Source organism: Corynebacterium diphtheriae (assembly GCF_001457455.1).
Classification (GTDB): domain Bacteria; phylum Actinomycetota; class Actinomycetes; order Mycobacteriales; family Mycobacteriaceae; genus Corynebacterium; species Corynebacterium diphtheriae.
Window position 1 is genome coordinate 1174692 of sequence record NZ_LN831026.1, and the last position, 16670, is coordinate 1191361.

The following is a 16670-nucleotide window of genomic DNA, read 5'->3' on the forward strand; positions in this document are numbered from 1 at the left end:
CATGATGACAGTACTGAGATCGCAAATTGAATCGATCTTGTTGGTCGTGGACCAACCGGCTTCTGTTGCTGCCTTGGCGCGAGCTACGGAGGCTGCACCTGAAACAGTCACCTCCGTTTTGCGTTCGATGGCTCAAGAGTTTGAGGATCGAGGTAGTGGTATTGAGGTCAGAGAATCGCCAGAAGGTTGGCGCCTTTATACTGTAAAGCGTAACGCTGATGTGGTGGAGAAATTCCTATTAGATGGTTCGCATACCAAGCTTTCACGAGCGGCCTTGGAGACGTTAGCTGTGGTGGCTTACCGTCAACCAACAACACGAGCACAGGTCGCTGCGGTTCGAGGTGTCAATGTTGATGGAGTAATGCGAACGCTTCAGCTCCGTGGCCTAATACGTGAGGTTGCTATTAATCCTGGCACGGAGGGGGTGAATGGTAGCGCTCATCGGTATGAGACAACAGAGTTGTTCCTCGATTTACTTGGAATCGATTCGCTTGAGCGTTTGCCGGACTTAGCTCCACTTTTGCCAGATATTGATAGTATCGATGAGTATTTTTAAACCTCAAATATGCAATAGATAGTGGATAAGCTAGAATTCTTGATTCTACTGCGTTACAGTGGCAGAGATTTATAATCGCATAATTTGATCAATAGGAAGTATCGTGAATAGAACCGCTCGCCGTGACGGCACACCGGAAAAGCCTCGTCGGGGCTCTCAGGGAGGCTCCCGTGGGGACTACGGAAAGCCGAAACGTAGCCATGCCAAGCCACAATCGGCAAATTCGGGCCGTCCCATAAAGCAACGTAAACAGCGTGATTCAGAAATGTTGATCTCGAATGCGCGTCCAGCACGGCACCAGCATGTAGGCCGTCGTGAAGCAGGAGATGGCAGTACTGAAGGCATACGTCTGCAAAAAGTCCTTGCTCAGGCAGGTGTCGCGTCTCGTCGACACGCTGAGATTTTGATCGATGCCGGCCGTGTTGAGGTCAACGGAAAAATCGTGATGACTCAGGGCATGAGAGTTAACCCAAATGTCGACGTCATTCGCGTTGATGGTGTACGAGTCAATGTTAATGAAAACTTGCAGTACTTCGTTCTCAATAAGCCTCGCGGGTTGCAATCGACTATGAGCGATGACATGGGGCGGCCTTGTGTTGGCGACATCGTGGGAGAGAGAATTTCTGCAGGCCAGCGTTTGTTCCACGTGGGACGTCTCGACGCGGCTACGGAAGGCTTGCTGCTACTCACTAACGATGGAGAACTCGCTAATCGGTTGATGCATCCTCGATATGAAGTTTCGAAGACTTATTTGGTTACTGTTCTCGGTGAGGCGGATAAACGCCTTGTTAAGCAATTACGTGATGGTATCGAGCTTGATGACGGTCCAGCTAAGGCGGATCTTGTTCAGATCATTGATACTTTCCAAGGTAAGTCCTTGATTCGTATTGAGCTGCATGAAGGTCGTAAGCACATCGTACGACGGATGCTCAAAACTGCAGGATTCCCAGTTCAACGACTAGTGCGAACCAAAATTCACACAATTCAGCTTGGTGAGCAAACCCCAGGAGCGATCCGAGCTCTCAACAGTAGCGAACTAGCTAGCTTGTACAAGGCGGTAGGGATGTAAAATGAGCACAGCTGATAGCACTGCACTGAGCAATATGCCTGAGGGCGGGCTGATCGTAGCTGTCGATGGTCCTTCTGGAGCAGGCAAGTCTACGGTTTGTCGACGGATTGCTTCTATGCTCGGGGCAAAGTACTTGGACACTGGCGCGATGTACCGCGTTGCGACGCTTCACGTGTTACGCCAAGGAATCAACCCGAGCGATACTACTGCGGTAGTTCAGGCCACCAGGGAACTGCCTTTGTCCGTCAATGATGACCCGGCTTCACGTGAAGTGATCCTTGATGGGGAAGACGTGTCGAATGAAATCCGTGGACGTCTAGTAACTCAAAATGTTTCTGCTGTTGCTGCAATCCTAGAAGTTCGGGAAAATCTGGTAGCCCTACAGCGCGAACTGGTAGCTACTGCACATCGGTGCGTAGTCGATGGTCGTGATATCGGATCGACCGTTCTGGTCGATGCGCCTGTAAAAATATTCTTAACTGCCTCTGCTGAGGTACGCGCACAACGGCGATATGACCAGGATGTGGCGGCCGGACGACTAACAGATTTGGCGACTGTACTTGCCGACGTGAAACGTCGTGATGAGCTCGATAGCAACCGATCTGTTTCTCCATTAGCGCCAGCTAGTGACGCAACCGTTGTCGATACTTCTACGTTAACCCTTGATCAAGTCGTCGATACTTTGATGACTCTGATTGAAAAATCTGCTGAAAGGACCGCACGATGAGCAATGCGCACAATGCACCGCTTGGCGGAAATAACTCCTCGGATGAAGACCAAGAAACGGTTTTCGTTTATCACACTGCACATGGTGAAGTCGATGCTCAGGAAGCATTCGTAGAAGAAGACGTCGTAGTCGATGGGGCTGGGTATGCTTCTGATGGCTTTGATGAGAATGACTTTGACTTCGATTTTGAACATGACTCTGAAGGCAATGTCGTATTCGATGAAGCTGATTTTGGGGAAGCCGACTTTGGTGAGGATTACACCGATGAAGATTGGGAAGAGCTTGAGCGTGCATTCGGTGTTGGATCTCGGGCGATTGAGTCAGAGAACCTCTGCACGGTGGCCATCGTAGGTCGTCCAAATGTTGGCAAGTCTTCGCTTGTTAATCGCTTTTTAGGGCGCCGAGAAGCAGTGGTTGAGGACTTCCCCGGCGTTACGCGAGATCGAATTTCTTATCTAGCGGATTGGGGAGGACGTAGATTCTGGGTTCAAGATACTGGTGGTTGGGATCCAAACGTTAAGGGGATCCACGCGGCGATTGCCCGGCAGGCGGAAACCGCGATGGCTACAGCAGACGTTATCGTTATGGTTGTCGATACCAAGGTGGGTATTACGGAAACCGATTCGGTGATGGCCCGTAAACTTCAAAAATCTGAAGTTCCAGTAATTTTGGTGGCTAACAAATTTGATTCTGATAGCCAGTATGCCGATATGGCAGAGTTTTATGCATTGGGTTTGGGAGACCCTTGGCCGGTTTCTGCGCAGCATGGTCGAGGCGGCGCAGACGTTCTCGAGCAAATTTTGGCAGCATTCCCAGAAACCCCACGTGCAACCTCAATTGTTGAAGGACCGCGTCGCGTTGCCCTTGTGGGTAAGCCCAATGTGGGCAAGTCATCTTTGCTAAATAAAATGTCTGGCGAAGATCGATCAGTTGTCGATAATGTATCCGGTACAACGGTGGATCCGGTGGATTCCATCGTAAAACTTGACAAGCACCTTTGGAAGTTTATTGATACTGCGGGACTACGCAAAAAAGTGAAAAATGCCCAAGGGCATGAGTATTACGCGTCTCTACGTACTCGTGGCGTTATTGATGCTGCTGAAATATGTATTTTCATGATCGATTCCTCGGAACCAGTCTCGGAACAAGATCAACGTGTGTTGTCCATGATCTTGGATGCTGGTAAAGCGCTCGTCCTTGTTTTCAACAAATGGGATCTTATGGAAGAAGATCGCCGTTGGGAACTAGAACGTGAAATTGATCTGCAACTTGCTCACATTCCGTGGGTAAAGCGTATAAATATTTCGGCTAAGACGGGACGTGCCCTTCAAAGACTAGAGCCGTACATGCTGGAAGCGCTGGAAAGCTGGGATAAGCGTGTTACCACAGGTCAGCTAAACAACTGGTTGCGGGCGACTATTGCACAGAATCCGCCACCAATGAAGGGGGGCCGCGTTCCTCGCGTATTGTTCGCCACGCAAGCTTCAACTCAACCGCCTACGATTGTGCTATTTACCACTGGTTTCTTAGACGCTGGTTATCGTCGCTACCTTGAACGCAAGTTTAGGGAAAGCTTTGGTTTCGAGGGGTCCCCAGTCAAGATTGCAGTTCGTGTGCGCGAACGTCGTTCAAAGAAGTGATAATTCTTTAAAGATTTATCGTTAGTCGCCCATTTGCTATGCAATATCTATGCAAATGGGCGACTTTTGCATTTAATTTCCATATATTCCAAAATGAATTTAATTCATTTTATTGATGTGAAAAATGACACGGAGATTCGGTTATGGATTTTCAATAATGCGGGAATAGATTGAGAAATGATTGTTAAAAGATTAGGCAATCGGTGGCATTAATTTGAAAGGCTTCTGCGTATGCTCGCTTCAATTCTCGATCCCACGTCTGGTATCGCGCTTTTATTACAAATTACGGTAATTCTTTTCTGCCTCGTGTTGGGTACGCGATATGGCGGAATGGGGCTAGGTCTTATTTCTGGTATTGGTTTGTTTATCCTTGCCTTTATATTTGGCCTTAAACCGGGAGAGCCACCGGTGTCGGTGATGCTTACGATTATTGCGGTCATCGGTTGTGCAGCTACTTTGCAACAGGCGCGTGGTCTTGATGTGATGATGCAATTTGCGGAAAAGATTTTAAGAAAGCATCCCGAGCGAATCACGATTTTGGCTCCGATTACTACTTGGCTATTAACCGTATTGTGTGGAACTGGACATGTTGTTTATACAATGTTTCCGATTATTGAAGACATCGCGATTAAAACAAATATCCGCCCAGAAAGGCCTATGGCTGTCTCTTCTACAGCTGCCCAGATGGGTATCACAGCCTCGCCGGTGTCGGTAGCTATTGTTTCATTGACTTCTATTTTGGCGGAGCAGGCTGGTGTAACTCAATCTGCATACTCTATTCCGCAAATCTTAGCGGTTGCGATGCCTGCATCGTTATGCGGTGTTTTGGTGGCTGCAGTGTGGTCCCTGCATCGAGGTAAAGACTTGGATAAAGATGAGGCCTTCCAAGAACGTCTTAAAGATCCAGATTTTAAAAAGAGTGTATACAGTGAGTCGCATTCTTTGATCGGACAACGATTTGAAAAGGGCGCGTATCGTGCCACTGGAATTTTCTTGGGTGCCATTGCGATCGTAGTGTTACTCGGCGCGATCGAATGGTTGCGCCCATCATTCCCTAATTCCAATGGTGATCTGAAACCATTGTCTATGAATCTCGTTATCCAGATGATTATGTTGGTGGCAGGTGCCCTCATGATGCTGTTGTGCAAGGTTGAACCTGGAAAGATTGCTTCTACAACCGTGTTCAAGGCGGGAATGACCGCTGTGTTCTCTGTGTTCGGTGTTGCATGGATGGCTGACACATTTTTCCAAGCGCATTTAGATTCTCTCGTAGATGCGCTCAGCGGTGTGGTGCAAAGTCATGCATGGGCCTATGCGTTAGTTTTGCTGCTTGTTTCTAAACTTGTTAACTCTCAAGGTGCAGCGATCGTAGCGATCGTACCGTTGGGTCTTAAGCTTGGTCTGGATCCTGCAACGGTTATTGGCTTTATCGGTGCAGCGTATGGCTACTTTATTCTTCCAACGTATCCGTCAGATTTGGCTTGTATTGGATTTGATAAGACTGGTTCTACCAGAATCGGTAAGTATGTCTTGAACCATTCGTTCATTATTCCTGGCTTTATATGTGTTATTGTTTCTTGCATTGTGGGAACTGTATTAGCCCAAGTACTTCTTTAGAGTAGAAGTGAGTAGGTGCTAGTCAAGCTCTTATTGAGTTTTGACTGGCGCTTTTTTATATAAAAATGCGTCGAAACGATAAGGGATTTCCACCAAAGATGTGCTAGGTAATTCGAGGTGATCGGTGAGATACCACGAGAGGTTATGTGTTAGTTTTTCTCTTGTTTTTTCGGATGCACGTAGCCAATACGAACGAGTGTGGGCGAGAGTATGTATCTGGTCGGGGTATAGCTCTTGGGCATGTTTTCCGCGGAGAACAGATACTAGTTCCCACGGTTGTGCGACGTGGGGAATAAACCCCTCGGCGAGGGTATCGCCTGAATGCATAATACGGCTAAGGCGGTGAACCCACGGTACGGAGACATCAAGAGTATTCCACACTAAGAGCAACTGCGCGTCGTTGGTGCTAATTCTGTCGAGTTCGGCACTAGCTGCAAGAGGTTCTACCCAGTGCCATGTTTGTGCACAAGTAAGCGTCGAAAAGCGAGAATCTGAAACTGCAGTTTGTTCAGCAGTAGCTTGCCAAGAGGGGATGTCAAGTGTGGAACGAAACGAATCAAGCATGTCTTTGCTTGGGTCCAGAGCATAGACGGAGCTTGTTTGTTGTGCGATTTGCTCCGTTAGCTTACCGGTGCCGCATCCGATATCGAGCACCCTGCTATTAGGGGAGAGATTTAAAAGTTCAATTACCGAATTGGGATAATTGGGGCGGACTGCGTGATATATTTCGGAGCCTTTTTCGAAGGCTGCTGCAGTTTTTATTCTATGGTTATTGGAATTGAACTTAGGAACATACTTGCGTGAAGTAACGGGTGCATCATGAGGAGTTACAAAAGACGCGGATATGCTTTGTGAGTTCCGAATATCGGAACTGTGTTGAGTGGTCATCTTTGAATTATAAGTTTTCATTATTTGGGGATAATAGTCGCAGACCGTGGGAGCAACCGAACGATTATGTGAATGTGCTGGCAGTTTTCCTAGAAGGATCCGGCAAACTGGAAAAACCTCTGCAGCCGCGGAAGAATGAATCTCCATGAGTCGGGTTTTATCGATTAGCCTTACGCAACCACTCATGATGTGGTTTTTCATGGGGTTATGCGTTGTTTCATTGCTGATGATAGTTTATGCCGCTTGGCGACCGTGGCGTGTAAAAGGTGTGGTCATTACGCTAGTTGCGATCACGGTTGGGGCGTTTGCGGCTAAAATTATCGTAGAAAAACTTTGGCGACCTTTTCCAGATTCCATACCAATATCTATATATTTTGCTGTGGCATTGACTGTAATAGCTCTTTTTGCAACAATGTTCATTCGCCGTCGTATCCTCTTGTTCATTGCACTATGTTTGTCTCTTGTTGGATCCGCTGGCGTTGCAAATTTAACGTACCAGTTGTACCCAGATCTGCGTTCGCTTGTCCCAGTCGAAGTTGCGCGTGAGATGTCTTATAGCGAATTTGCTCACGTTTCCAAGGCGCCGACTGCTCAGGGGAGAGAGATAGGCGCGAAGGTGACTTTTTCATTAGTAGGAGAAAAATCGTCTTTTCCTGCACGTGATGCCATTGCCTACATTCCTCCTAGTTATTGGACGAAACAAGCTGATTCTTTACCCGTATTAGTGCTCATGGCGGGCAGTCCTGGGAGTCCTTCGGATTGGTTCGAGTCTGCACGAGTAGACACCGTTGCTGACGAATATCAGCGCACACATGATGGAAAGTCGCCAATTGTGATTAGCGTTGATGCTACGGCAACTCTGGGCGGTGATCCGCTTTGCGTCGATGGGCCTGAGTTTAAAGTGATGACTTATCTTACCCAAGATGTTCCAACGGGGATTAAAAATGCTTTTAAAGTCAATTCTGATCAGTCTCAATGGACTATTGGGGGGTTAAGTTATGGTGGAACATGTAGCTTTCAGGTAATTACTAATCATCCTAGTGCTTATGGCCATTTCCTAGATTTTTCAGGCCAAGATGAGTTAGTTTCGGGTACTCACGAACAAACATTAGCGAAGTTTTTTGGTGGCGATCAAAAGCGTTACGACGATTCCAATCCTGCTGCGATTTTGAAGAAATATAGTGATAGTAACCGGTTTGGTTCTATTTCGGGTGTCTTTGTAGCAGGCTCTCAAGACGCTGAATCCCAGAAAGGTTTGAAACGTTTGAATGATCTAGCGCAGCACGCAGGAATGCACACTCAATACCTTGAAGTGCCAGGAGGTCATGATTTTGGAACTTGGCGAGAGGCAATCCGAGCAACGTTTGCTTTAAGTGCCCAATACGGCGGTCTGTGATCATGACGTATAACAACGGCTTGACGTGCCGATTAGCCATATTGGTTAGGAGTGTTGTAGCCTGTAGCAGCAGACGTTGAGCTTATGCTTTTAACGGAAGCGGACGGACTATGGCGCAGCTTGGTAGCGCACTTGACTGGGGGTCAAGGGGTCGCAGGTTCAAATCCTGTTAGTCCGACAAATTAAGTTGATAGCGAGTTTCTGGTTAAACTCCAGTGCTCGGTATCGAGCATTAACCGGTGTTCTCAGCCAAGAACACCGGTTTTGCTTTTCGTATTTTAGGTGCGCAGTGAACATCTGCTAGTGAAAAAGTTCACTCTAATTCTTAGACTGGAGCCGGAACTGGGGAATCCCTAGCACTTAGATATATTTCTAATGAAGATCTCCGTCAACATAGACCCAGCGCCCATCATGGCGTCTGAAATGGGACGTTTCATGTTGTGATTGCAGTTGTCCACAGACAGCATACCTAGCAGTGAATTCGACAATCCCCGTCGAGTCAAAAAGGCCGCCGTGATAGGACTGATGGATGGTGAGTCCGCGCCACATAATAAATTCTTCAAGATTCAAGCTATGAGGCGCGGTTTCAGGTGCCCAAGAGTATAGAAGGTACTCCTCATTCCCCAGCACAAAAGCCGAATAGCGTGATCGCATCAACAATTCAGCAGTTGGTGCATTTTTAGCCTTGGTGTGAAAAGGTTGGCAGCAGTCTGAATAACTGGTGCCGGAACCACACGGGCAATTCATCATGAGGTGCTAAACGTCCTGGTCGTTGATGGTTACGTTTCCTTGAAGCATCTTTTCAATATCACTATTGCGAGCAGCAAGAAGCAATTCATGGCGTTCGTCATCCGTAAGATCGCCTACGAGAGATATATTTCGACGTAAGTGCACACGTTCGCCATCTCCTACGGTCTTTGAGATAGTTACGTTGACATCTTCAAGCGAATGAATACGAGATTCCTTTGCTGCCAAGCGAATTTCTTGAGATGCGGCAGCTGCTAGCGCAGAAATAAGCAGTGAGGTTGGGGAGACTCCTAGGTTCTTGCCGCCAAGAGCCTTTTCTCTATCGGTGGTAAAAGAATGTGTACCGGTATGGACGATGTCAGCGAATTTACCCGCTGGAATAGACTGAGCTACTGCTACACCCTCAGGCAGGGTGTCAGCGTTGGGATCTTCATTTTCAGCAACTATATGTTGCTCAAACCATGTGTTAATTATTCGCGCTGCCTGTTGTGCAGAACCTTGCTTAGTCAACAGATGGTCAACCTTGTCTAACGCAACTAATGACTTGGGATATCGCGTGGTTCTGAAAATGAGTTGGGCATTATCTACTCCTACTGTTTGGTCAATGGGAGAGTGCAAGATGAGCAGAGGCTTCCGCAAACGTGGCAGATACGCTTCTGGATTGGTATCTGCAAGATCTTCTAGGAATTCGCGGGAAATGGTGATGTCTCGTCCACCAAGAGTTAGCGTAACCGCGCCGTTTTCGTCGACCTCACCGATACGGTCCGCAAAGTGCAATACTGCATGAGCTGGGTCAAAAGGAGCACCGATCGTCGCAACGCCCCGTAGACATTTGAGCGTCGTTGCAGCTTTAAGTGATGCTGCGCCTCCGAGTGAATGTCCAATGAGGAGCTGAGGCGCGGAATAATGTTGGCCAAGCCAATCCGCTGCTGCTTTGATATCGGCAACATTTTCGCTGAAAGAAGTTTCAGAGAAAATACCTTCAGATTGTCCAAGGCCTGGGAAATCGAAACGGAGACATGCAATGCCACGCTCAGCTAATTCCTTGGATACTCTCGCTGCGCCAGGGGTAAAACGCGATCCGGTGAAACAATGCGCGAACATTGCGAATGCACGTGGAGTGCCGTCAGGAAAATCAATAGTTCCGGCGATTTGGTGCCCTTTGCTTGAGGGGAACTTCACGCTGCGCGAATGCATTCCTAATGCTCCTTTATTATCCCTTGGTAGCGAGTATGTGTTTCCGAGTTCCAGACTATAGGTGTTTGCTGTATAGATGCACAGATCCTGAGTGTTTTGTTGATCAAGTCGCTACTGTCAATGAAAGCTAACTCACGATTGTTCATGTAAGTCATGTGAGATCCCTGTCAGACAGTGACAGTCTCAGACATTAGATTGAATTCCTGAAATAGAGTTAAATAGTTTTACAAGCAGATTCAATTGCAAATGCTAAAAGGAAGGCAAGAGAGTGGCTGGATTCCGTTGGTTTTGGGATGCGATGGGTGGGAAAAATACCCGCAATCAAACGAAGAGTAAAAACATCGTTGCCCAAGCTGCTAAGCGTGGTGTGCAGTTTGCTTCTCTTTCAGACGCAGATGTGGTTGCACGCGCACATGAGTGTGCTCAGCACTCAGACGATGAAAGCCGCGCCGATCTTTTAGCGTTGTTATCAATTGGGGCCCAGCGCTCCTTGTCTATGAATCCTTTTAATGTGCAGCTGCAGGCAGTGCTGCGCATTCTAGAAGGCGACGTAATCCATATGGCTACTGGTGAAGGTAAAACCCTAGTTGGGGCAATGGCCTCAGTCGGATACGCGTTGCAGGGGAAGCGAGTTCACTCAATAACCGTAAATGATTATTTGGCGGAGCGTGATGCTGAGTGGATGGGTGATCTTGTTCGATATTTCGGGCTCACAGTCAGCGCGGTGACAGAATCTCTTAATACTGAGCAACGCCGTCGCGCGTATGCATCTTCGATTGTTTATGCGCCAGTGACTGAAATTGGCTTTGATGTATTGAGGGATCAGTTGGTTACGCAGCGTAGCCACGCCGTCCAAAACGGAGCAGATGTTGCGATCGTGGACGAAGCGGACTCAGTGCTTATCGACGAAGCTCTCGTGCCACTTGTCTTAGCCGGAAATGAACCTGGTACGGCCCCAGCTGGCCGGATTACCGAAATTGTGCGGCGCCTAAAAGAAAACGAGCATTACAGTGTGGATGCAGACCGGCGGAATGTATCACTAAATGATAAAGGTGCTGCGTTGGTGGAACAGGTGCTTGGTATTCAAAGTCTTTACGATGATGCTCATGTAGGGACAACGCTCGTACAAGTGAATTTAGCGCTACATGCGCAGGCATTACTTATTAGAGATGTTCATTACATCATTCGAGATGGAAAGATTGCTCTTATTGACGCCTCCAAAGGTCGTGTTGCTCAGCTACAGCGTTGGCCTGATGGAGTTCAAGCAGCTGTAGAGGCTAAAGAAGGATTAGTCGTTACTGAAGGCGGTCGAATCCTCGATACTCTCACGCTCCAATCGCTGATGGGGCGATATCCAATTGTTTGCGGCATGACTGGAACGGCTGTCGAAGCTACGGATCAATTGCGACAGTTTTATGACCTTCGAGTATCAGTGATTGAACCGCACAAACAGTCCCAACGGTTTGATGAAGCTGACCGCGTTTATGCCACCCAAGCTGAAAAATTTCGAGCGCTGGTGAAAGAGATTGAGTTGCTTCATACCACTGGACAACCAGTTTTGATTGGTACTAGCGATGTCTCAGAATCTGAAGAATTAGCGCAAGCCTTACAGGCACGAGACATCACGGTCAATGTATTGAACGCTAAAAATGACGCGGAAGAAGCACAGATCATTGCGGAGGCGGGAGACATCGGCCGGGTGACGGTTTCTACTCAGATGGCTGGCCGTGGAACCGATATTCGCCTCGGTGGGGCAAACGAAAAAGATAGGGACGCAGTAGTAGCAAAGGGGGGACTTGCGGTTATCGGATCCAGTCGTCACCGCAGTTCCCGTTTGGATAATCAGCTGCGTGGTCGTGCCGGTCGGCAAGGCGACCCAGGCCTTTCTCTGTTTTTCGTGTCTTTAGAAGACGACGTCGTTGTCGTAGGCGGTGCCGGAGAAGAAATTAAAGCCTTGCCGGATGCTGATGGTCGCATTGATTCCAAGAGAATTACTGATTTTGTAGCGCACTGTCAACGTGTAACCGAAGGGCAGTTACTGGAAATTCATTCTCAAACATGGAAATACAATAAATTGTTGGCGGATCAACGAGTCATTATCGATGAGCGTCGTGCGCGACTTCTCGATACTGATCAGGCGTGGGTGGAGCTATCAGAGGCGGTGCCTGAAAAAGCTCATAAATTGAGCGACAAATTAGATCCAGCGATTCTTGTTCAGGCTGCACGAGAGGTCATGCTCTATCATCTTGACCGCTGTTGGAGTGATCACCTAGCACTTATGGATCATGTCCGTGAGTCCATACATTTACGTACTATTGCACGAGAAACTCCGCTTGATGAATATCACCGAATTGCAGTACGAGAGTTTAAACAGTTAGCGCAACGTGCGGTTGATCTTGCTGTAGAGACTTTTCGGGACGTAACTATTGACCAAGACGGAGCGCATTTGGCGGACGCTGGCCTAACGCGGCCATCTGCAACGTGGACCTACATGGTTAGCGATAATCCGCTTTCAAATAATAATCGTTCAGTAATAAATGGAATAGGAAGTATTTTTAGATAGACGTTGTGCTGCCGTGTATAAACTTGTTTAAAATGGCAGCTCAAAGGTAGATATTGGAAAATAATCCTCTCTCCTTGGTCATCACGGTCAAACTAGCGCTATGATGTAAAGCATTGTTGAAAGTTCGGCGTGAAGCCGAATCTTGTCTTTTATCGGAGGTTGAATAATGAGCGACAACACCGGTGCTCCCGACGTTCAGGTCGAGACCACTTCCGTTTTCCGTGCAGATTTACTCAAGGAAATGGAATCGGGGGCAGGGGCAGCTACAGCATCAGGAAGTGATGTGACTCCACCTGCAGGTGCAGGCATGCTGGTCGTCAAGCGTGGGCCCAATGCCGGCGCTCGTTTCTTGCTCGACCGTCCAACAACAACAGCTGGTCGCCATCCTGAAAGTGACATTTTCTTGGATGATGTCACAGTGTCTCGCCGTCACGCTGAATTCCGACGTCAAGACGGATCATTTGAGGTCGTTGACGTCGGAAGCCTCAACGGCACCTACGTTAATCGTGAGCCACGTAACTCTGAAGTACTTTCCAGTGGTGATGAAGTGCAGATTGGTAAGTTCCGTTTGGTCTTCATTGAGGGGCCTCGCGCGTAGGCATTAAATCCTGCTGCTTTCAGATTATCCCGTGACATTAGCCGCATACGTCATCGAAAGAAACGATTCACAAAATTATGAGTGCACTTCCGCAACGAAATGATTCAGGTTCGGCTGGTTCTTACCAGCCTAGGCCGCAGTCATCGTCGCTGTCTTCGTCGAAAAAGACGATGTCGATTGGTGTCGTGCTCGCAAAAATCACTGCGGAATTTCCTGATGTCACGGTGTCGAAAATTCGTTACCTCGAGTCCGAAGGGCTAATTACTCCCCAGCGCACTTCAACCGGATATCGTCGATTTACCCAAGATGATGTCGAACGGTTGCGCTACATCCTCGTTACACAGCGGGATAACTATTTGCCGCTTAAGGTTATTAGGGAGCAACTTGAGGCAATGGATTCTGGCGCGGTCACGCCTATTTCGCGTGGCAGTGACAATGCCCCTCTCATTAGCCCAGAGTCATTCCGCACTTCGGTGGTCACTAGGCTTTCCGATAGCGATGTTGCGGCGAGAGCCCAAGTTTCCGAATCCGAAGTAAGTGAACTTGCCGAAGCGGGATTGATTAGACCGGATTCTTCAGGTTTCTTTACCGCGGATGATGTACAAGTGGTATCGGTCGCGGTGCAGCTGAAGGAATTTGGTTTCGATGTTAGGCACCTCAAGTCATTGCGTAATCTTGCTTCGCGCCATGCCGATTTAATTTCTCGCGCTACAACGCCTGTCGCTCGTTCTCAAAGTGAGAGCGCGCGTCAACGTGCAGAAGAAATGTCACAGCAACTTAGCGCATTGGTAGTATCATTGAATGCTACGATGCTGCGTTCGATGTTGCGCGATGAGCTGAACCGTTAAACTTTTGGGGAGAAATTAATTTATGGCTTTTCGCCAAGTTGAATATAAAGGCGTCCATTTTTTCCCACCAGAAGATGATGCTTGTTTAGTTTTCTCCTGGTCAGAACGGCGCCGAATTCTTCCCATTTGGGTTGATGTTGAAGAAGGCATCAGACTTTCAGAGCGAAGTGAGCATGGAGCTCCTCGTAGGCCGTTGGCACACGATGTGCTCATTGAAACCATTAACCGTATGGGGGGTAGCGTCGAGGCAATCCGTGTAGTGAGTTACTACGAAGGTGTCTTTATCTGTTCATTAGTGCTTGATAATCAAGAAGAAATTGATTGTCGACCAAGTGATGCGATTGCGATTTCAGAATTGATTGGCGTTGCAATCTCTGTAGATGATGAAGTCCTTAACCAAGCTAGCGTTTTCGTTCCTGAATCCGATATGGAAGCCTATTTAGGATTTGTTTTTCCTAAAGATGTTCATGATGAACTAGATTCGGATCCCACCAAATCTCAAGCAGATGCAGATTTTTCCAACCTTATGGAAAGTCTTGGTGTAAGTGAGCAGGATCTTTTGGGATCGGATGACTTTGGGGACGATTCTTTTGATCTGGGGGATAGCTAAAGCTTCGGCAAATGTCTAAACTTCAACTTGAGGTTGAGGTTTTGGGCGTGTCGCGCGTTTTCTATACGTTCGTGCTCTAACCTGTTGCTTAACAGCAATACCTACGGCCCAAGCTCGATGCGAAGCCAGAGATCGCAGGGGAGACAACCTGATGGAAGAAATGCGCGACAACGATGTCCCAGTGCAACAAGCACTTTTTGATATGGGACCCGATGAAGAAGTCGGCTATCGTGTTCCTATTGCATGCCAAGTGGCGGGAATTACGTATCGTCAATTGGATTATTGGGCTCGTACTAAATTAGTAGAACCGACAATTCGCACTGCACGAGGATCGGGATCTCAACGGCTGTACTCTTTTAAAGACATTCTGGTGTTGAAGATTGTCAAGCGACTTCTGGATACTGGAATTTCCCTGCAAAACATTCGTCTCGCTGTAGACAAATTGCGTAATCGTGGAGTGGATGATTTGGCGGAAATTACGCTTGTTTCGGATGGTACTACGGTGTATGAGTGCCGTTCGAATGAAGAGGTAATTGATCTCCTCGGCGGTGGTCAAGGTGTGTTTGGGATCGCAGTACCTGGAATTGTTCGAGAGCTTACCGGAACTATTTCTTCATTCCCTTCAGAAAAGATCAGCGATTTTTTGTCCAATAGCCCAGCTGCGGGCGGAATAGATGAGTTAGCAGCACGTCGCCTTCGGAAGACGTCGTAACGCGTTGATACGCAAAAGCGCCCTCGTTTCTATCATTTTCTCTGGCCGATAGAAACGAGGGCGCATCCATTATGGTTACTTCGTTGTGGAAGCAATAGCTCTATCTAGTTCTGCCGCCGATGTTGCGTGCACGTAGCTGCCATTGGTGTCTTTTGCAGCTTGCGCGATGTTCGTATCATCTTGTCCATCGCCGATTTGAATCGCATGAAGTGAAACGTGAGATTCTTGAGCTTTTCTGACTGATTCAGCTAATCCGGTGAATGAGTCATTTGTTCCTGTGAACACAATGACCACGCTTGTATTTCCAGCATGCTGTGCATGCTCTACAGCATAATTTAAGGCTGCTGATGTTGCCGCAAGAGTCTGTGGTTGCCCGCCAGTTCCAAAATTTCCGAGGACATCTTTGACTTGGCGAGCAGCGTCAAGGGTATCGAAATTAAGGTTCGACCGCCAGCCTTGGGTAATTCCAGGAGTCAGTGGGGAAGAATAATTCCACAGTCCTATGGCTTTACCGCGTTCTTCTTGCTTTTGGGCAAGATTAATGAGCCCATGTGATGCTGCATCGAACCAACGGATTCCATCTGTGCTCACACCATTGATGTACTCTGAGGTATCGAGAAGCATCAGGATATCTCTAGGACTCTGATTGGATTGTGAATCTACAGCTGGTGAACTATCAGTGAGTGAAGCCAAAATTTCTGCTGCAGTTGCGACCTCTTGTGACAATTTTTGTGGTTTTTGAGCATCAGGTGTGTTTGCCGCAATTGCTGTACCAAAGTCTGCTCCTGCCCGAACAACTTCCTCATTAACCGAATCGGTAGGGTTTAGAGCTACTGCGCGTAGCGGTTTCGACAGGTTTTGAATTTCTTCAAATGAATATCCTTGCGGAGTTTCAGATTTCGACACGACAATCTTTGGCGCTGATTGAGCGACAGCAGAATCAATTGTTGTTTCACTAAAATCACGTAGCATTTTGGTCGCAGCAGAAGCATCATTATTGTGGGTAAAAGCAGCAACGAGCGCTGAAGACACTGCATCGGACTTCACCGGGTAGGTAACGGGCGCATCTTCTGTGGCATCTTCACGACGAGCTATCCCCACTTGGTCAGTTGCGACTGTCGGCCATTCTAAAGTTGCCGGTGACCGTTTTTCTGCTGACAACACTTGGTTGACCTGATGATCACTTTCGTCGCTAAGGTAAACCCCAGCATGAGCGACAGAATCGGTTAGTTCAGCACGAACACAGTAGTCGCGAGTGACCCGCCCTGAAGAGTTGTAGGCATCGATAATTTGGCTTGCTACCTCCTTGTTATTGGTCGCAATAGGAAGCGTTAAGTTCCCATTGATACAGGAGGATTTTGCAGAGTCTTCTCGTTTTGCCTGGGTCCACAAGAAAACACCAGCGGCTACCAGTACGATGACGATCGCTATCGCGATCACACTGGGCGAAAGTCGATAGTTGTTTTTCCCGTCCGAATGCTTAGCCATAATTGGCGCCTTTC

Annotated in this window: 15 protein-coding genes and 1 tRNA gene; 12 read left to right on the forward strand and 4 right to left on the reverse strand. The window is 47.9% G+C overall.

From position 1 onward, the window contains the following. Nucleotide 1 precedes the first annotated feature (1 nt). The 5 genes from scpB (at nt 2) to AT687_RS05790 (ending at nt 5609) form a co-directional block, all read left to right on the forward strand. Complete coding sequence (gene scpB, locus AT687_RS05770; RefSeq protein WP_014319061.1) at nt 2-556, forward strand: SMC-Scp complex subunit ScpB; 555 nt, start codon at nt 2-4, stop codon at nt 554-556. Between the two features lie 103 nt (nt 557-659). Then, nucleotides 660-1625: a pseudouridine synthase gene (locus tag AT687_RS05775; RefSeq protein WP_014301875.1), complete on the forward strand. Its 966-nt coding sequence runs from the start codon at nt 660-662 to the stop codon at nt 1623-1625. Nucleotide 1626: 1 nt separating this feature from the next. Beyond that, on the forward strand, nt 1627-2352 hold the full coding sequence (gene cmk, locus AT687_RS05780; RefSeq protein WP_014319062.1) for a (d)CMP kinase: 726 nt from the start codon (nt 1627-1629) through the stop codon (nt 2350-2352). Then, nucleotides 2349-3992 (forward strand): ribosome biogenesis GTPase Der, encoded by a 1644-nt coding sequence (gene der / locus AT687_RS05785; RefSeq protein ID WP_003851382.1) that lies wholly within the window; start codon nt 2349-2351, stop codon nt 3990-3992. Before cmk ends, der begins: the two co-directional genes overlap by 4 nt. 231 nt (nt 3993-4223) lie before the next feature. Then, nucleotides 4224-5609 carry an anaerobic C4-dicarboxylate transporter gene (locus tag AT687_RS05790; protein ID WP_014310402.1) on the forward strand — a complete coding sequence of 462 codons (1386 nt, stop codon included), beginning with the start codon at nt 4224-4226 and terminating at the stop codon, nt 5607-5609. A gap of 30 nt (nt 5610-5639) precedes the next feature. Here AT687_RS05790 and AT687_RS05795 read toward each other — a convergent pair whose 3' ends face one another. Beyond that, nucleotides 5640-6644 (reverse strand): class I SAM-dependent methyltransferase, encoded by a 1005-nt coding sequence (locus tag AT687_RS05795; RefSeq protein ID WP_014310403.1) that lies wholly within the window; start codon nt 6642-6644, stop codon nt 5640-5642. On the opposite strand from AT687_RS05795, the gene AT687_RS05800 reads away from it, so the two are divergent. Continuing rightward, nucleotides 6643-7893, forward strand: a complete 1251-nt coding sequence (locus AT687_RS05800; protein WP_014319064.1) for an alpha/beta hydrolase — start codon at nt 6643-6645, stop codon at nt 7891-7893. The genes AT687_RS05795 and AT687_RS05800 overlap by 2 nt on opposite strands. A 104-nt stretch (nt 7894-7997) precedes the next feature. Beyond that, nucleotides 7998-8071 (forward strand) — tRNA-Pro (locus AT687_RS05805). Nucleotides 8072-8265: 194 nt separating this feature from the next. On the opposite strand, the gene AT687_RS11905 is transcribed toward AT687_RS05805, so the two are convergent. Together AT687_RS11905 and AT687_RS05810 are read right to left on the reverse strand one after the other, a co-directional pair. Next, nucleotides 8266-8643, reverse strand: coding sequence for a YchJ family protein (locus tag AT687_RS11905; RefSeq protein WP_010934886.1), 378 nt, complete (start codon nt 8641-8643; stop codon nt 8266-8268). A 6-nt stretch (nt 8644-8649) separates the two neighbouring features. Further along, nucleotides 8650-9837, reverse strand: coding sequence for a bifunctional alpha/beta hydrolase/OsmC family protein (locus tag AT687_RS05810; RefSeq protein ID WP_014319065.1), 1188 nt, complete (start codon nt 9835-9837; stop codon nt 8650-8652). Nucleotides 9838-10105: 268 nt separating this feature from the next. Between AT687_RS05810 and secA2 the strand changes: the two genes are divergently transcribed. From secA2 to AT687_RS05835, 5 genes are all read left to right on the forward strand, one after another. Next, nucleotides 10106-12400, forward strand: coding sequence for an accessory Sec system translocase SecA2 (secA2, locus tag AT687_RS05815; RefSeq protein ID WP_021335003.1), 2295 nt, complete (start codon nt 10106-10108; stop codon nt 12398-12400). Nucleotides 12401-12566: 166 nt separating this feature from the next. Beyond that, entirely contained in the window at nt 12567-12998 is a 432-nt protein-coding gene (odhI, locus tag AT687_RS05820) for an oxoglutarate dehydrogenase inhibitor Odhl (RefSeq protein ID WP_010934889.1), read from the forward strand. A gap of 77 nt (nt 12999-13075) precedes the next feature. Then, a complete protein-coding gene (ftsR, locus tag AT687_RS05825) occupies nt 13076-13846 on the forward strand; it encodes a transcriptional regulator FtsR (protein WP_014301880.1) in 771 nt (256 codons plus the stop codon). Nucleotides 13847-13868: 22 nt separating this feature from the next. Beyond that, on the forward strand, nt 13869-14456 hold the full coding sequence (locus tag AT687_RS05830) for a bifunctional nuclease family protein (RefSeq protein WP_010934891.1): 588 nt from the start codon (nt 13869-13871) through the stop codon (nt 14454-14456). A 151-nt stretch (nt 14457-14607) separates the two neighbouring features. Beyond that, nucleotides 14608-15168: a MerR family transcriptional regulator gene (locus AT687_RS05835; RefSeq protein ID WP_010934892.1), complete on the forward strand. Its 561-nt coding sequence runs from the start codon at nt 14608-14610 to the stop codon at nt 15166-15168. 75 nt (nt 15169-15243) lie between these two features. On the opposite strand, the gene AT687_RS05840 is transcribed toward AT687_RS05835, so the two are convergent. Next, the gene (locus AT687_RS05840) at nt 15244-16656 is read right to left on the reverse strand and encodes a vWA domain-containing protein (protein WP_014303386.1); all 1413 of its coding nucleotides are present in this window, start codon (nt 16654-16656) and stop codon (nt 15244-15246) included. Nucleotides 16657-16670 lie beyond the last annotated feature (14 nt).